We start from the raw sequence: 14,562 nt of genomic DNA, 5'->3' as shown, positions 1-14,562 counted from the left end.
TTATACAGCCACGGGCTCATATTGTTTAGCCGTCTTGCGGCGCAGAATGCCTTCATAAATCGAGATGGTCAGCAACAGCATCAGCATAGAGTACAACACATCTTCTATCGGAATCGATACTAGCCTGATACCCAGGTTATACCTGTTGTTGTACCATACCACCGGCAAGTATGTCAGCACGCCGTTTACCAGCAGAAAAGGCACCAGGTGTACCGCATACATGAGGTAAAAGCGACCGAGCACCTTGTCATAAAAATAGCGTAGGTGCACCAGGTGCAGGATGATGAGCAAACAAAATGTAAAAGAAGTATAGAGCCGCTCCATGTTAAAAATTGCAATCACCGGCAGCACCATCATCAGGAAAAAAGCAATGGTTTTGGCATAAGGCCGCACCACATCGCGCGATATATAAGCATTCAGTACCTCGTAGATAAAAACGCAGGCGTAAGGAACCGTTATAAAGAAGAGCACCTCCTCTAGTGGAAGGTTGAACAGGTAGATGCCCGTCAGGTAAGCGGGATTGAAGCCCCACACCCCTATTTTGGTAAAAAAGGCATCCCAGACAACAAACACCAGCGCATTAACAAGTATAGCCGGGAAAAGTGCCGGCCACTTTTTATAGAAAGCAACTTTCCTGTCAAAAGAGAGCAGCAACGGAAAGAATACCGTAAAGAGATTCAGGTATAAGTAGATGTACATAGTGCTATAAGGTAAACGGACCTGGTGCCATCAAGCCGCCGGTTAAGCGTAACACCGCAGCACTACTCCGGCCGTTCTTAAATCTGAACGCTACGCAGGGCCACTTTTTCGGCTTCGGTGCAATGGTCTTTAGAAAGCATAAAATCGCGTATCGTTTTTGCCAGCCCGGGTGATAAAACCGAGTTGGGATACGCTTGCAGGCTGCTGAGCACAATCTGCTTATCTTCTGCCACGTGCCCGCTCAGGTTAAGGTAGCGTGGCACATAGTGCTCTACCGTAAAGCGTAGAAAGCGTATTTCAGGATGCGTATTGTCCAGCTTTACAGCCCGCTCAAAAATAGCCGAAGCTGTTTTCAAATGCTTTAGCCTGCTGTAAGGGTTCCAGACATATTTCGCCATCACAGCTTCTGAAGCAGCTTGGTAGCTTAAAACCAAAGGGTCATGGCCCTGGTAGGTACTCATCAGCTTATAAAAAGCGTTGGCAACCTCCTCGTTTTTGCTCGCCTCCTGGTACTGCAGGCGCAAAGAATCCAGTTTATACCGTGCCGTTTCACCGGCAAATGCCTGCCCTATAAGCGCCAGAAATAAAATTAAAAGAACATACTTTCTCATCAAATCGCATTAAGTCGGTACCGTAAATAGGAGCCGAGCAATATTGCCAGCTTTGCCTTATCAGGTACTCTTACGCGCTCATTAAGGATGTGGGTTGCCGGCAGGTTTTGAATTTTCCGGAATAACTTCAAATAATAAACGTAGGCCAGGTAAACGCCCATCCGCGCTGAGCGGGGCAGTGCCATAATGCCAACATACGCTTCTTCAAAATCATTCCGTATATCTGCTTCTATGGCCGCCTTGCTGCTGTTGTTAAAGCTGCCATACTCTACTTTAGGGAAGTATACGCGCCCGCGGTCGGTATAATCACTACGCATGTCGCGCAGGAAATTCACTTTCTGAAAGGCGGCACCCAGGCTGCAGGCAGGTCTACGAAGTCGTTCGAACATGGCCTCGTCTCCTTCGCAGAACACTTTCAGGCACATGAGGCCTACCACCTCTGCCGAGCCATAGATATATTCATTATACAGAGAGCTATCATATACATGGTCCTCAAGGTCCATTTCCATACTCTTCAGAAATGCCTCAATATAAGACCAGTCAATGCCATAATCCTTTACGACAACCTGGAAAGCATGCAACACCGGATTCAGGCTGATGCCATTTTCGATCGCCTCAAATGCCTGCTTTTTGTAATCTGCCAGCAGCTTACGTTTGTCATAGTCATGGAAGGTATCCACAATCTCATCAGCACACCGCACAAAGCCATAGATGGCATAAATGGGCTCATGAAACTTTTTATGCAGTGTTTTGATGCCCAGTGTAAAGGAGGTGCTATATGCCTGCGTAATGACTTTGCTGCACTTGTGACATGTTTCTCTGTAAAGCTCCATGGGTGTTGACGTAAAAGGATTAAGAATTTACAGTTTCTGGGACAGCAGCAAACTCCTTTGCTATTTCTTTGGCCACTACCTGCCCTGAGATCAGCGCCGGGGGTACGCCGGGTCCGGGCACCGTCAGCTGACCTGCATAAAACAGATTATTCACTTTACGGCTCTTGAGTGCCGGTTTCAGCAGCGCCGTCTGCATGAGCGTATTTGCCAGCCCATAGGCGTTCCCTTTAAAGGCATGATAATCACTGATAAAATCGCGGTGGGCGTAGCTGCGCTTATACACCACGGCACTTCGAATCTCCTGCCCGGTGAGGCGCTCCAGCCTGTCCATTACCAGGGTATAGTATTGCTCTCTTACGGCTTCCGTATCCTCCAGCCCCGGAGCCACTGGTATAAGTATAAACAGGTTCTCGCCCCCTGCAGGAGCTACACTTGGATCGGTTAGAGAAGGCATTGAAACATAGAACAAAGGTTTCTCAGGCCATCTCGGGTGCGTATAGATCTCTTTGGCGTGTGGCCCGAAATCCTCGTCGAAAAACAAGTTATGATGCTGCAGGTTTTGCAGGCGCTTGTTTACGCCCAGGTAAAACAGCAGCGATGAGGGCGCCATCACGCGCTTATCCCAATACTCCGGCGAATAACTTCTGTACTCCCCGGTCAGCAGTTTACTTTCTACGTGGTGATAATCAGCGCTGGCCACGATCACGTCGGCTTCAAACGTATCAGTAGCCGTGATGATGCGCTGCGCCTCCCCGTCCTGCACCTCTATCTGGCGCACCTCCTGGTCGTAGCGAAATTGTACGCCCTTCTCCTCTGCCAGCTGCACCATGCCCTCCACGATCTTGTGCATTCCTCCTTCCGGATACCATGTTCCCAGACTGATATCGGCATAATTCATCAGGCTGTAGAGTGCCGGCGTGTTCTCTGGCAGGGCACCCAGAAACAGGATCGGAAACTCCATAAGCTTGATTATTTTCTCATGCCTGAAATAACGGCGGATATGTTTATAGAAAGACTGGAACACGTCGAGGCGGAGCACATCCAGCAGGAGGCGGGGGCTCATAAATTCTGTGAGGGAACGCCCCGGTTTATATACCAGTTGGTTAATGCCAACCTCATACTTATATGCGGCCTGCTCCAGAAACCTATCGAGCTGTGCAGCGCTGCCTGGCTCCATTTGCTCAAAAAGCTGCCGCAACTGCTCTAAAGAAGCAGGTACCTGCATAAAATCGTCTTCGCTAAAAATAACAGTATAAGACGGGTCCAGGCGCTTTAGCTTATAGTAATCGGCGGCTTTTTTCCCAAAACGGTTAAAATAGGCTTCAAATACATCGGGCATCCAGTACCAGCTGGGGCCCATATCAAACGTAAACCCTTCGGTGCTGAAGCTGCGCGCCCGGCCACCTGGCGTACTGTTCTTCTCCAGCACCGTAACCGCATACCCCTGGTCAGCCAGGCAGGTAGCCGCAGACAACCCGGAAAATCCAGCACCAATGACAACAACTTTGGTTTGATCCATACCTCTCCGCTACTTAGGCTTCTACCTTGTACACCTTTAGCATTTGCTTGAGCTCTTTGCGTGCTATGTGAATTCGGTTCTTCACGGTGCCAATTGGTATCTGAAGTTTTTCGGCGATTTCCAAGTATTTGAACCCCAGATAATACATCATAAAAGGCGTGCGGTGTTCCTCATTCAGGCTGGCAATAGCCTGGTTTATATCATTCATGACGAAAGTTGCTGTGCCTTTGTTCTGAGTAATATAATTTTCGTCGGTGTTGAGGTACTGCAAATACTCGGCGCTGTCGATGTTACTGCTGCGCTTTGTAATTTTATTGTAGTTGTTGATGAAGGTATTGCGCATAATGGTGTACAGCCACGCCTTCAGGTTAGTGCCTGCTTTAAACTTATCGCGGTTGTTTAAAGCTTTAAGCAATGTTTCCTGCACCAGATCTTTGGCATCATCCACATCGCGCGTCAGGTTCATGGCGGCTGGCCGCAGCGACTGCGCTACGTGCTGTACCAGGTCGGAAAATTCGAGTGTTGTCATTTTGTTTACCGTTTACCTATAAAACTATAAACAAATATACGATCAAAGAGAATATTAATCTTAGTTTGTGGAGATTATTTTAAATAATGTTTAAACAAAACAGCTAAACAACTCCTAATCTCCTGCCAACAGCAGGCATTCCCCTGTAAACAACAAAGCCGGGCTGCATCGAAACAAACGATACAGTCCGGCATGCGGATTTAGAGCCTGAAAATAATTAAGCCTGCAGGACCTCTTTCTGCTTGAGCAGGTTATGAAATTCCTGTATATGCTGCAGCCGTTTTACATTTGGCGGAAAAACAAGAAAGTCATACTGAGTTTGCAGGCCATACATCAGGATGGTGGCTTTCGGAAAATGGTGGGATAACTTGTTTATATATCCTTGCACCTGGTCTCGCTCGGGCACAGCAGTTACAACAGTGCAAATGTATTGCGGCTTACATTGCTCATACGTTTGCACCAGGTCCTGAAAAGGCAGGTTCTGGCCCAGGTAAATTACGTGCAGGTTGTATTGCCTGATGATGTAAGACATAAACAGGAGCGCCAACTCGTGCAATTCGCCTTCAGGCAGGTAGAGCAGGTAGGAAGGCGCATTCTGCTGCCGGCACACCACCTGCCCGTCAATGGCCACAATAATTTTGCGGCGCACCAGGTTGCTGACAAAGTGCTCATGCGCCGGAGAGATATTGCCTGTCTGCCACAGAATACCGATCTTGTTCAGGAAAGGATAGATTACCTCCAGCATAGTATCCTGAAAGCCCATCTGCAAGGTAGCCGTATAAATGGTTTTATCAAACTTATCCTCGTCCATATCTACCATACCCGCAATTAAAGCGCCGATATGATGCGAGCAGCGGCTGGGTACTTCGCAAAGTTGCTGCACCGTTTTCAGGATCTGGTCGGGTGCCATTTTGGCTATCTTCGAGATCTTGTACCCGTGCTCGTTCAACAGCGATATATTCAGGATGCTCTTGAGGTCTTCATCACTGTAATAGCGGATGTTCGTATCAGTACGCTGCGGGCACAGGATGTTATACCGCTGCTCCCACACCCGTATAGTATGTGCCTTGATGCCGGACAAGTGCTCGAGTTCTTTAATGGTGTATTGAGCCACGTTTTTAGTTTTGCTTATTTGTTTGCACGTTTTGATGCCAGACGGAAATAGCGCTGGTCTACCCACAGCATCCCAAAACTTTCTGAGCCATACTTGCCCTCTGTTTTGTGATGCACTTTGTGCGCCATGTTTAAGGCTTTGAGGTAAACATTAGACGTTTTTCCAAAAATTCTGATCCGTCGGTGGATGAACACATCATGTATCACAAAGTAAGCAACCCCATACAACGTAATGCCTGCGCCTATCCAGAACCGGTAGTCGATCGGCTCACTTCCAAAAAGAAAGAACAGCATCGCCAAGGTACCATAGTAGGCAAAAAAAAGGTCGTTTAGCTCAAAGGCATGCGTATGGCGGGTGTGGTGCGACTTATGCAGAAACCACAGGAACCCATGCAGCACATACTTGTGCATGACCCAGGCCATACCTTCCATACCTACAAACGTGAGGAGCATAATGCCTATTCCTACCAACATACCCTCTGAACAGCAAGTTTAACAAATAGTTTATGGTATTAAACAAAATTTTTACCACGCAAGCGGCTCCTTGTTGAGAAAAGCGGCTATCCCCCGGCGGCAATCTTCGCTGCTACGGGCAACAGCATTCATCTCAGAAGCATACTGCAGGCCTTCTTCCAGGCCCATGCCCTGTACGCGCGCAATCATATCTTTGGTTAGCTCCATCGACTGCCGTGAGTTCTCGGCGCACAGCTTTTGGGCAAAGTTAAACACCCGTTCCTCCAGCGCTGCAGCAGGCACTACAAAATTTACCAGTCCGAACCGCTCCGCCTCTTCTGCCGCTATCAACTCGCCGGTAAGCAGAAGTTGCTTTGCCCGCGACTCCCCGATTTTGCGCAGCAGAAATACTTTAACAATAGCAGGTATAAAGCCGATCTTCACTTCTGTATAGCCAAACCGGGCTTCCGGCACTGTAAAGCTGATGTCGCAGATAGCAGCCAGGCCGCAGCCACCGGCAATAGCGTGCCCCTGCACCTGCGCAATCACAACTTTTTTCAACGTATAAATCAGCCGGTACAGCTCCATCAGGTGCGTGGAGTCAATCAGGTTTTCATGGTAGTCATTCTCCTGCAGGCGCTTAATATACGCCAGGTCAGCTCCGGCACAGAACACATCGCCTTCAGCGCGCAGCACCACCACTTTACAACTCTCGTCTTCTTCGGCCAAGGTAAAGGCTCGTTTCAGTTCCGAAACAACTTCGTAATTCAGGGCATTCCGCTTTTCAGGTCGGGCCAGGGTGATATAGCCAACGCGCTCCTGCACATGATATTTGATGAACTCAGCAGCCTGCGTTTCAATAAGTTTAGGTGTCGTTGTCATGGTTTTTATTAATAGTAGTCACTTAAAGGGAGCAGGATATCAACTATTGGTAGCCTACGAACTTTCGCTGTTCCGGTATGCCTTCCGTCGCTATTTGCTCGAACCATACCTGTAAACCAGCCGCTTAACTTACAGCAAACAACGCACCAGTACCGTTCGCCCTGCCCTAATCCGGAAATTAAAATATAGCAACAGGAAAATATTTTAAATCTGCCCTTACACTGGAGGCATTCGGCTACTTTGCGGTGACTACTGCTCAACCACTGCCTTGATTGGTGCGTTATAACACATTTGCTAACGCCTGTTAGTTTGCTTATACTTGCCACAACGCTATGGAAGATATCGGATTGAGCCGCAAACAACAAATTGAGCTTACTGCTACCCGCCTTTTCAAATCAAAAGGGTTTGCCGCAACGTCCATGCGCGACCTGGCCAATGCGCTAGGTATGGAAGCGGCAAGCCTGTATTCGCACATCAAGTCGAAGGAGGAGATTCTGCAGCGGATATGTTTCCGGATGGCCGGCGAGTTTTTTGAAGCGATAGACGCGGCCGAGGCCCCGGAAGCAACGGCAACGGAGCGGCTCCGAAAGGCCATACAGGCGCATGTGGCCGTGCTGACGCAAAACACAGCAGCCTCCGCCGTTTTCCTGCACGAGTGGCGCCACTTAAGCGAGCCTTACCTAAGCGACTTCCTGGTCCTGCGCGACAAGTATGAGGCCCGCTTCCACAACATTATCCGTACAGGCATACACCACGGCGAGTTTACAGTACCTGACGAGAAATTTGCCGTGCTGGCCATACTTTCTAGCCTGAACTGGATTCATACCTGGTATAAACCGGATGGGAAAATGACACCAGCAGAAATAGCCACAAATTTAACAGCAATGCTACTGAACGGGCTGCAGCCAAACTCCGCGGCAACCTCCTGATTTCTTTCTCAGCAGCTAGTATATCATTTATACTGGGTAACATGTGCCACATTCAGGAGCATAAACCATAATAAGTATAAATATAAAAGGCAGCCAGGATCGCCAGCTGCCTTTTATATTTATACTTATTTTTTACTAAAGCTTCTCTATCTCTGCCTGAACAAAATCGGCCAGGCTCCTGATGTAGTCTGTGCTAAAGTCGAACTTGATACCGGCTGCCTCATATACTTCGCCAATGGCCACAGTATACCCCAGGCTGAGGGCACGTTTGTAAGCTGCCAGTCCTGCTGCAGGATTTTCCTTGAAGTTTTTCCAGACGGCAATGGCTCCTAGCTGCGCCATCGCATACTCGATGTAATAGAAAGGCACCTCGTAGATATGCAGCTGCTTCTGCCACAAGAACGGTTTATACTTCTCCAGCCCCGTCCAGTTTACCAGCTTATGGTTAAACGTGTCGAACATGTGCAGCCACGCGTTGTGGCGCTGCTCCTGCGTTTGCTCCGGGTGCTCGTAAATCCAGTGCTGAAACTTATCTACTGTAGCTACCCACGGAAACGTTTCCAGCACGCTCTCGAGGTGCGTACGCTTGGCGCGGCGCAGTTCGTCGGCATCCTCAAAAAAAGTATCCCAATAGTCCATAGAAATCAGCTCCATCGACATCGAGGCCAGTTCGGCCACCTCAGAAGGCGGATGTTTGAAAGCATTCAGGCTCATTTCGCGCGTCAGGAACGAGTGAACGGCATGCCCCCCTTCGTGCAGCATCGTGATAACATCGCGTAAACTGGAAGTGGCATTCATAAAGATAAACGGCACCCCAATCTCATCCAGGGGGTAGTTGTAGCCGCCTGGCGCTTTGCCTTTGCGAGATTCCAAATCCAGGTGCCCCATCTCGCGCATAGTAGCCAGGCAGTCGCCCAGGAAGGTATCAAGTTGGTAGAATACCTGTACCGTTTTCTCCAGCAGTTCCTCGCCTGATTTAAACGGCTCTAAGGGCGCTTTGCCGGTCGGGTCCACATCCAGGTCCCAGGGGCGCAGTTCGGCTACCCCCAGCTTCTGCTGCCGCTCCTCATCCAGCTTTGTCAGCAGCGGCACGATGGTTTCCTCGATAGACTGGTGAAAGTTGAACGTATCTTCCGGCGAATAATCAAAGCGGCCCAGCGCAGCAAACATATAATCGCGGAAGTTCTGGAAACCGGCATTCAGTGCTACTTGGTTGCGAAGGCGCAGCAGTTCGTCGAAAAGATCATCCAGCTTCTGGTGGTCCTGGAAGCGACGCTCCTGGATAGCCCGCCAGGCTTCCTCCCGCACGGCACGGTCGTTGCGCTTCAGGCGGTCGGCGGCTCGTTGCAGGGTTACCTCTTCCCCATCCAGGGTCACCGTCATGGCGCCTGTAGTGGCGGCATACTGCTGCTGTTTGGTGCTGATCTCTGTGTTTAACGGGATATTCTCTTCACGGAAGATCTCCAGTGCCCGATCGACGCTACGCAGGTAAATTCTAAATTTTTCCCTATTGATGCTGCCAATATAAGGCGAGTGCATCAGCTTCTGGTTTAGTTCGTGATCGAAAGGCGCAATGTTGGGCTCTATCTCTGAAATGAAATATTGAAAGGCCGCTGTGATCTCCTCGCTTTGTGTGTCACAGGTCATCCGGATGTAGCGCCAACCCAGATCCTCCGATAGTACGCTTTCCAGCTCGCTACGGTCTGCCATCCACTTTTCCAGCTGCTCCACCGAGTTGATCTCGCGGTTTTTCAGCTCTTCAAAGTATGGTTGAATGGTTTGCCAGGTATCAACTTTAAAATCTTCAGAAAGGTATACACGCGGCTTACGCCTGGGTATGGCTATACTAGTTGAGGTTGATGTCATTATCTTAATCTATATCTTTAAAATCCAATATACGCACTTCTTCTGAAAGTACAAAAAGAATACAGCGGCCCATTTTATTTTGTGAACCAGCTCCGCTGTATACGTACGTTAAAAAACATTATCCGATTTCGATTATCACATCACTCGTAAGCGGATGGCCTACACAGTTCAGCACGTAGCCTTCTTCCAACTCAGCATCTGACAAACCATCACGTTCATCCATGTGCACTTTTCCGCTGATGCTGCGGCCCCGGCAGGCGGTGCAAAGGCCCGCCTGGCAGGAGTATGGCAGGTCCACATCCTGCTCCAGCGCTGCTCCCAATATGGTTTGCTCCGGGTTTACCTTTATTTTATATTCGGCTCCTTCGTAGAGAATGGTTACCGTTTGTGTTGTAATTCCGCCTTCTGCTACTTCAGCCGTCGCTGCACCAGGTTGCTGTGCCGGCTTAGCGGGTTTACTGCTGATAAAGCTCTCCTGGAAAATGCGGTTGGCCGGCACATGCAAAATGATCAAGGCCTGTCGTACCTCTTCCATCATCCCTGCCGGACCGCACAGGTAGTAGACTGCTTCGGGTTGTTTGATCAGTTGCAACCGCCCTAACAAGCCACTAACCACACCTGGCTTTTTAGCCAGGTTCAGGCGCTCCAGAATTTTAAGGATCATACTTCGGTTCATGCGGCCGCGGTGCTCGCAATCGTAACGGGGCTGGCTGTAAATATACTCTACATGCAAGCGGTTCTGGTGCTGTTCTTTCAGGGCATCCAGCTGCGCTTTAAAGATGACAGAATCTTCGTTGCGGTTGCCATAGAGCAACGTTACTTGGCTTTCTGGTTCCTCGCGCAATACGGCCTTTAAGATCGACATCAGGGGCGTAATGCCACTGCCGGCGCCGAACAGCACCACCTGCCGCCGAACAGCGGGTAAGCAAGTATGACAGAAATTACCTAAAGGCTCCATCACCTTTAGGTCATCACCTTCATGTACCTGGCTGAGAATGTAGTTAGAGACCAGGCCGTCAGCTACCCGCTTGATGGTAACCGAGAGCCGCGGGCCTTCGTGTGGAGTGCTGCTGAGGGAGTACGAACGGCGTACTTCTTTTCCGTTTACCGGCAGGATCAGCGTCAGGAACTGGCCGGGCTTGTAAGGAATAACTAAGTTATCTGGATGTTCAAGATGAAGGGTAATGGCATCGGGTGTTTCACGGGTGATGTCCACTACTCTAAGGGTAAAGTATGGGCTACTCATTTTTAAATTTAGGCGTTTTTTAACCGTTTAGGTTACTTTCTAACATGTTTAGGCGATGAAAGTTACAACAATCCCATGTGGAGTAAGAAAGTTTTGCATAAAAATCAGCTCCTCCATAATTTTTATACGTATTACCCTAAAAACTTACCAATATTAGTTGTAGCAGATATAGAAAAAAAGCAACTTTACATGTCCTTGAAAAGGCTGTATTGTGCAAAAAATACTAGCTGCCTTGGGACCCCGTCCCGATCCATTACAAAAAATTCGTTGAAAACAACATGCATTGAAGACACATGCTCTACAAACTCACGCTAAAAAACTGTGAAAAAACCGTAGTGGTGGACGACCAGACCTACGAGATTATTCAAAACAAACCGTATCTGCAACAGATCGAATTTTTGAAGCACCTGCGCATCCACTCCAATGGCTATGCCTTTTTTCAAAAGAACTGGCCCCTCAAGAACGGCAAGTATCGCAACGAGACCATTTACCTGCATAAGTGGATCGGGGAACAGTTGCTGAAAAAGCCGGAGAGCGACATTAAGCTTTATGTGCATTTTAAGAATGGCAACAAACTAGACTGCCGCCGCGACAACCTGGAATGGGCACCGCTTTGCAAGATTGTGCGCAACACCACCAAAACCGAGAACAAACTTGGGGTGCGCGGGGTGCACAAAGAGGCGCAAAAGTACCGGGCCATCATCCACTTTAACAAGCAACGCATTAACCTAGGCACATTCGAAACATTGCAGGAAGCAGCCCTCGCCTACAGCAAAAAGTCGGAAGAACTCTTTGGTAAGACCAAAAGCCTGCGCACGCTCTCTAAGTATGTAGAGGAAGAGGTAAGTTAATTCTTCTTATACTTGCAGTGCGCGGCCAACCCTCCGCGCCAGTTTATATGCACTCTATAAAAACGCTTAGCACTATACTAAGGCGGCACCAGCATGCCTTCGCCCCTGTGTTCAACCTTGACCTGAATGCAGTAACTGTCTGCCAACTGGATTTTACAGCGGGCAACCAACTGCTGCAAACCGTAGACCTGCGCGATACCGTTGCCTTCAACGAGGCGGTGCAGAGCATGCTCCGGCAGAATAAGGCGCAGGTAGGAGTAGGCGGCTACCTTGAGAACCGATTTATTTACCGCCGCAGCGCGCATTTTGATGTACAGGCCGAAAGCCGGAACCTGCACCTCGGGGTAGATGTATGGCTGGCTGCCGGCACACCTGTTTATACGCCGCTCGATGGCACTGTGCACAGCTTTCAGGACAATGCCCATTTCGGCGACTACGGCCCCACTATTATTTTAGAACACGAGCTGGAAGGCGTCGTGTTTTATACCTTGTATGGCCACCTGACCCGCACCTCGCTGGAGGGGCTGCAGGTTGGCCAGCACTTTTACAAGGGTGATAAATTGGCCGAAGTAGGCCCCTACCCGGAGAACGGCGACTGGCCCGCGCACCTGCACTTTCAGGTAATCAGCGATTTGGAAGGCCGCAGCGGCGACTTCCCGGGTGTAGCTACACTGGCAGAAAAAAGCAAGTATAGCGCGATCTGCCCGAACCCCAACCTGATCCTGCAGTGCCGCCACCTGCCGTAGGAGTTGCCTTCGCTTTCCTTTTTAAGTAAATTGCGCTTCGGAGGCGCTGCCACTGCAGGCAGCGCTTTTTTATTTTACCTTACAATGAACGCACCCATGCTTGACCTCGACGCTTACCGCACCACCGCTTATGACTTTGTAATGTTTTATGGCATGCGCCTGTTGCTTGCTGCATTTCTATTAATCATCGGCACCTGGATTATTCGGAGGTTACATTCCTTTATTCAAAAAGCCATGCTGCGCAAAGGAGTGGACGAGTCGTTGCGGCCTTTCTTGGGGAGCATTCTCAATGTCACGCTCTGGATTATGCTCATCGTGCTGGTCATCGCGCAGTTAGGCGTGGAAATGACCTCCTTTATCGCTGTGCTGGGTTCTGCCGGCCTGGCCATTGGTTTGGCGCTGCAGGGCAGCCTCTCTAACTTTGCCGGCGGCGTGCTGATCCTCACCATCAAACCCTTCCGCGTGGGTGACTTTATCGAGGCGCAGGGTAAGATGGGCACTGTGTCCATGATCAACATCTTCAACACAGTGATCAAAACGGGCAACAACCAGGTGATCTATATGCCGAATGGGCCGTTGGCCTCCAGTGTAGTGGTAAATTACTCAGTAGAGCCGACGCGCCGCATGGAGCTGAACTTAGTCATCAGCCCACAGAATGACATAGCAGCCGTAAAGCAACTGTTGCAGGAACTGGTAGATGCTGATCCGCGCATTCTCCCCGAGCCTGCACCTTTTATAGCAGTGACTGCTTTCACCGAATACTCCATCACCATCAGCATGCGCTTATGGGCTAAAAAAGAGGAGTTCTGGCCCCTGAACTGGGATATGAACGAGCGTGTGAAAATTGCATTTGAGCAAAATAGTGTGAAGATGCCAGCACCGTTGCAAAAGCACGAAATAGTGCAGGCGACCTAAATAGCAGTGTAATCCAGCAGCTACAGCACAAGCAACTTAAGAATAAAACAAAAAAGCCTCACATATTAATTGTGAGGCTTTTTTGTTGGCATGCTGGCTTCCTAATCAAACTTAATTGCTTTTACCGGCTTAATGCGGGCTACAGTGGCGGCAGGTATAAGTATAGCTAGCATCGTCAGGAGCAGCGTCACCACGTTGAGCACTATAAAAATGCCCAAGTTCCAGCTGATCGGCACCGTGTCCATATAATAATTCTCAGGATCGAGGGGGATAATCTTGAAGTAGTACTGGATGGCGCAGAACGCTAAGCCAATCAGGTTGCCCCACAACATGCCCTTAATGGTAAGGTTAAGGCCTCGGAAGTAGAAAATCTTCCGTATCTGGGCGTCCGTCGCTCCTACGGCTTTCAGCACTCCGATCATGTTGATGCGCTCGATGATCATGATGAACACCGTAGATACCATGTTGAAAGTGGCCACAAAGATGATGAGCACCAGGAAGATGATCACGTTTTTCTGCAACAGTTTCAACCAGTCGAATAGCTGCGCATGACGATCGGTAATCTTTTCCAGCTGCAGATCATAGTGCATCTGATCAAATACTTTGTCAGCCACCTGGTCTATCTGGCTGTAGTCTTTCAGCACGATCTCCATGCCACCGGCCAGCGAGTCGGGCCAGTTGTTCAGCTGCCTTATAAGGGCTATGTCGCCTACCACAAACACCTCATCAAACTCCTCCAGCCCCGTTTTATAGATGCCTTCGATTTTAAGTTTGCGGGCACGAGGCGGATTCTGGATAAAGTAAAAGATAGCGTCATCGCCCACCTTCAGCTTCAGTTTGTCGGCAATGGTCTGGCTCACCAGCACCTGCTGCGAGATCCCTGAATCCGGGAAAGCAATCAGGTTGCCGGCTACCAGGTTTTGCTTCATGGCCTGCAGGTCGTAGGTTTTGTCCACGCCTTTGAGCACCACGCCCAGCACCTCGTCTTTAGTTTTGATGATAGCCGTTTTACGGGCAAAGGGCTGTATTTCTTTGATACCGGGGATGGAATCGGTGATACCGATGTTCTCGCTAATTGGCGCGCCCTCGTAAGAATTATTAGTGTCGTACTTGCTAATTTGGATGTGCGCCCCAAAGCTGAAAATTTTATTGCGTATCTCACTGCGGAAGCCCTCCAGAATGGCAAACGACACAATCATGATGGCAATGCCTGCGGCTATGCTGATTATTGCTATTTTTGTAACCGACGAGGTAAACGTGCCGGCCTGCACTTCGGAAATTTTTTCGGATATGTACTTGGAAATATTCACGCACCTGGTTTCTAAACAGCCTTAAAGATAGGTATGAATTTTGATTTCTTCCCGAATATA

Annotated in this window: 15 protein-coding genes; 4 read left to right on the top strand and 11 right to left on the bottom strand. The window is 49.3% G+C overall.

Translation table 11 applies throughout. The features are described 5' to 3' along the window. From ABDW72_RS00485 to ABDW72_RS00450, 8 genes are all read right to left on the bottom strand, one after another. Positions 1 to 699, bottom strand: coding sequence for a lycopene cyclase domain-containing protein (locus ABDW72_RS00485; RefSeq protein WP_347156468.1), 699 nt, complete (start codon positions 697 to 699; stop codon positions 1 to 3). A gap of 77 nt (positions 700 to 776) precedes the next feature. After that, positions 777 to 1,310: a hypothetical protein gene (locus tag ABDW72_RS00480; RefSeq protein WP_347156467.1), complete on the bottom strand. Its 534-nt coding sequence runs from the start codon at positions 1,308 to 1,310 to the stop codon at positions 777 to 779. Continuing rightward, entirely contained in the window at positions 1,310 to 2,143 is an 834-nt protein-coding gene (locus tag ABDW72_RS00475) for a phytoene/squalene synthase family protein (protein WP_347156466.1), read from the bottom strand. Before ABDW72_RS00475 ends, ABDW72_RS00480 begins: the two co-directional genes overlap by 1 nt. Positions 2,144 to 2,162: 19 nt before the next feature. Beyond that, positions 2,163 to 3,662 carry a phytoene desaturase family protein gene (locus ABDW72_RS00470; protein WP_347156465.1) on the bottom strand — a complete coding sequence of 500 codons (1,500 nt, stop codon included), beginning with the start codon at positions 3,660 to 3,662 and terminating at the stop codon, positions 2,163 to 2,165. A gap of 13 nt (positions 3,663 to 3,675) precedes the next feature. After that, the gene (locus ABDW72_RS00465) at positions 3,676 to 4,191 is read right to left on the bottom strand and encodes an RNA polymerase sigma factor (RefSeq protein WP_347156464.1); all 516 of its coding nucleotides are present in this window, start codon (positions 4,189 to 4,191) and stop codon (positions 3,676 to 3,678) included. A gap of 217 nt (positions 4,192 to 4,408) precedes the next feature. After that, positions 4,409 to 5,305: a MerR family transcriptional regulator gene (locus tag ABDW72_RS00460; protein ID WP_347156463.1), complete on the bottom strand. Its 897-nt coding sequence runs from the start codon at positions 5,303 to 5,305 to the stop codon at positions 4,409 to 4,411. Positions 5,306 to 5,319: 14 nt separating this feature from the next. Further along, positions 5,320 to 5,778, bottom strand: a complete 459-nt coding sequence (locus ABDW72_RS00455) for a sterol desaturase family protein (protein WP_347156462.1) — start codon at positions 5,776 to 5,778, stop codon at positions 5,320 to 5,322. A 51-nt stretch (positions 5,779 to 5,829) separates the two neighbouring features. Then, positions 5,830 to 6,639, bottom strand: coding sequence for an enoyl-CoA hydratase/isomerase family protein (locus ABDW72_RS00450; protein ID WP_347156461.1), 810 nt, complete (start codon positions 6,637 to 6,639; stop codon positions 5,830 to 5,832). A gap of 332 nt (positions 6,640 to 6,971) precedes the next feature. Between ABDW72_RS00450 and ABDW72_RS00445 the strand changes: the two genes are divergently transcribed. Then, the gene (locus tag ABDW72_RS00445) at positions 6,972 to 7,568 is read left to right on the top strand and encodes a TetR/AcrR family transcriptional regulator (protein WP_347156460.1); all 597 of its coding nucleotides are present in this window, start codon (positions 6,972 to 6,974) and stop codon (positions 7,566 to 7,568) included. Positions 7,569 to 7,703: 135 nt separating this feature from the next. Here ABDW72_RS00445 and ABDW72_RS00440 read toward each other — a convergent pair whose 3' ends face one another. Then, entirely contained in the window at positions 7,704 to 9,434 is a 1,731-nt protein-coding gene (locus tag ABDW72_RS00440; RefSeq protein ID WP_347156459.1) for a M3 family oligoendopeptidase, read from the bottom strand. Between the two features lie 118 nt (positions 9,435 to 9,552). Beyond that, the gene (locus ABDW72_RS00435) at positions 9,553 to 10,680 is read right to left on the bottom strand and encodes a 2Fe-2S iron-sulfur cluster-binding protein (protein WP_347156458.1); all 1,128 of its coding nucleotides are present in this window, start codon (positions 10,678 to 10,680) and stop codon (positions 9,553 to 9,555) included. A gap of 293 nt (positions 10,681 to 10,973) precedes the next feature. Between ABDW72_RS00435 and ABDW72_RS00430 the strand changes: the two genes are divergently transcribed. From ABDW72_RS00430 to ABDW72_RS00420, 3 genes are all read left to right on the top strand, one after another. Further along, positions 10,974 to 11,531 carry an HNH endonuclease gene (locus tag ABDW72_RS00430; protein ID WP_347156457.1) on the top strand — a complete coding sequence of 186 codons (558 nt, stop codon included), beginning with the start codon at positions 10,974 to 10,976 and terminating at the stop codon, positions 11,529 to 11,531. A 47-nt stretch (positions 11,532 to 11,578) separates the two neighbouring features. After that, the gene (locus ABDW72_RS00425; RefSeq protein ID WP_347156456.1) at positions 11,579 to 12,277 is read left to right on the top strand and encodes a peptidoglycan DD-metalloendopeptidase family protein; all 699 of its coding nucleotides are present in this window, start codon (positions 11,579 to 11,581) and stop codon (positions 12,275 to 12,277) included. A 96-nt stretch (positions 12,278 to 12,373) separates the two neighbouring features. Next, positions 12,374 to 13,192: a mechanosensitive ion channel family protein gene (locus ABDW72_RS00420; protein ID WP_347156455.1), complete on the top strand. Its 819-nt coding sequence runs from the start codon at positions 12,374 to 12,376 to the stop codon at positions 13,190 to 13,192. A gap of 101 nt (positions 13,193 to 13,293) precedes the next feature. Here ABDW72_RS00420 and ABDW72_RS00415 read toward each other — a convergent pair whose 3' ends face one another. Continuing rightward, positions 13,294 to 14,502: an ABC transporter permease gene (locus tag ABDW72_RS00415; protein WP_347156454.1), complete on the bottom strand. Its 1,209-nt coding sequence runs from the start codon at positions 14,500 to 14,502 to the stop codon at positions 13,294 to 13,296. Between the last annotated feature and the right edge of the window lie 60 nt (positions 14,503 to 14,562).

Source organism: Pontibacter chitinilyticus (assembly GCF_039748935.1).
Taxonomy (GTDB): domain Bacteria; phylum Bacteroidota; class Bacteroidia; order Cytophagales; family Hymenobacteraceae; genus Pontibacter; species Pontibacter chitinilyticus.
The sequence above is the reverse complement of the archived record's forward strand: the minus strand, read 5'-3'. Positions and strand labels throughout refer to the sequence as shown.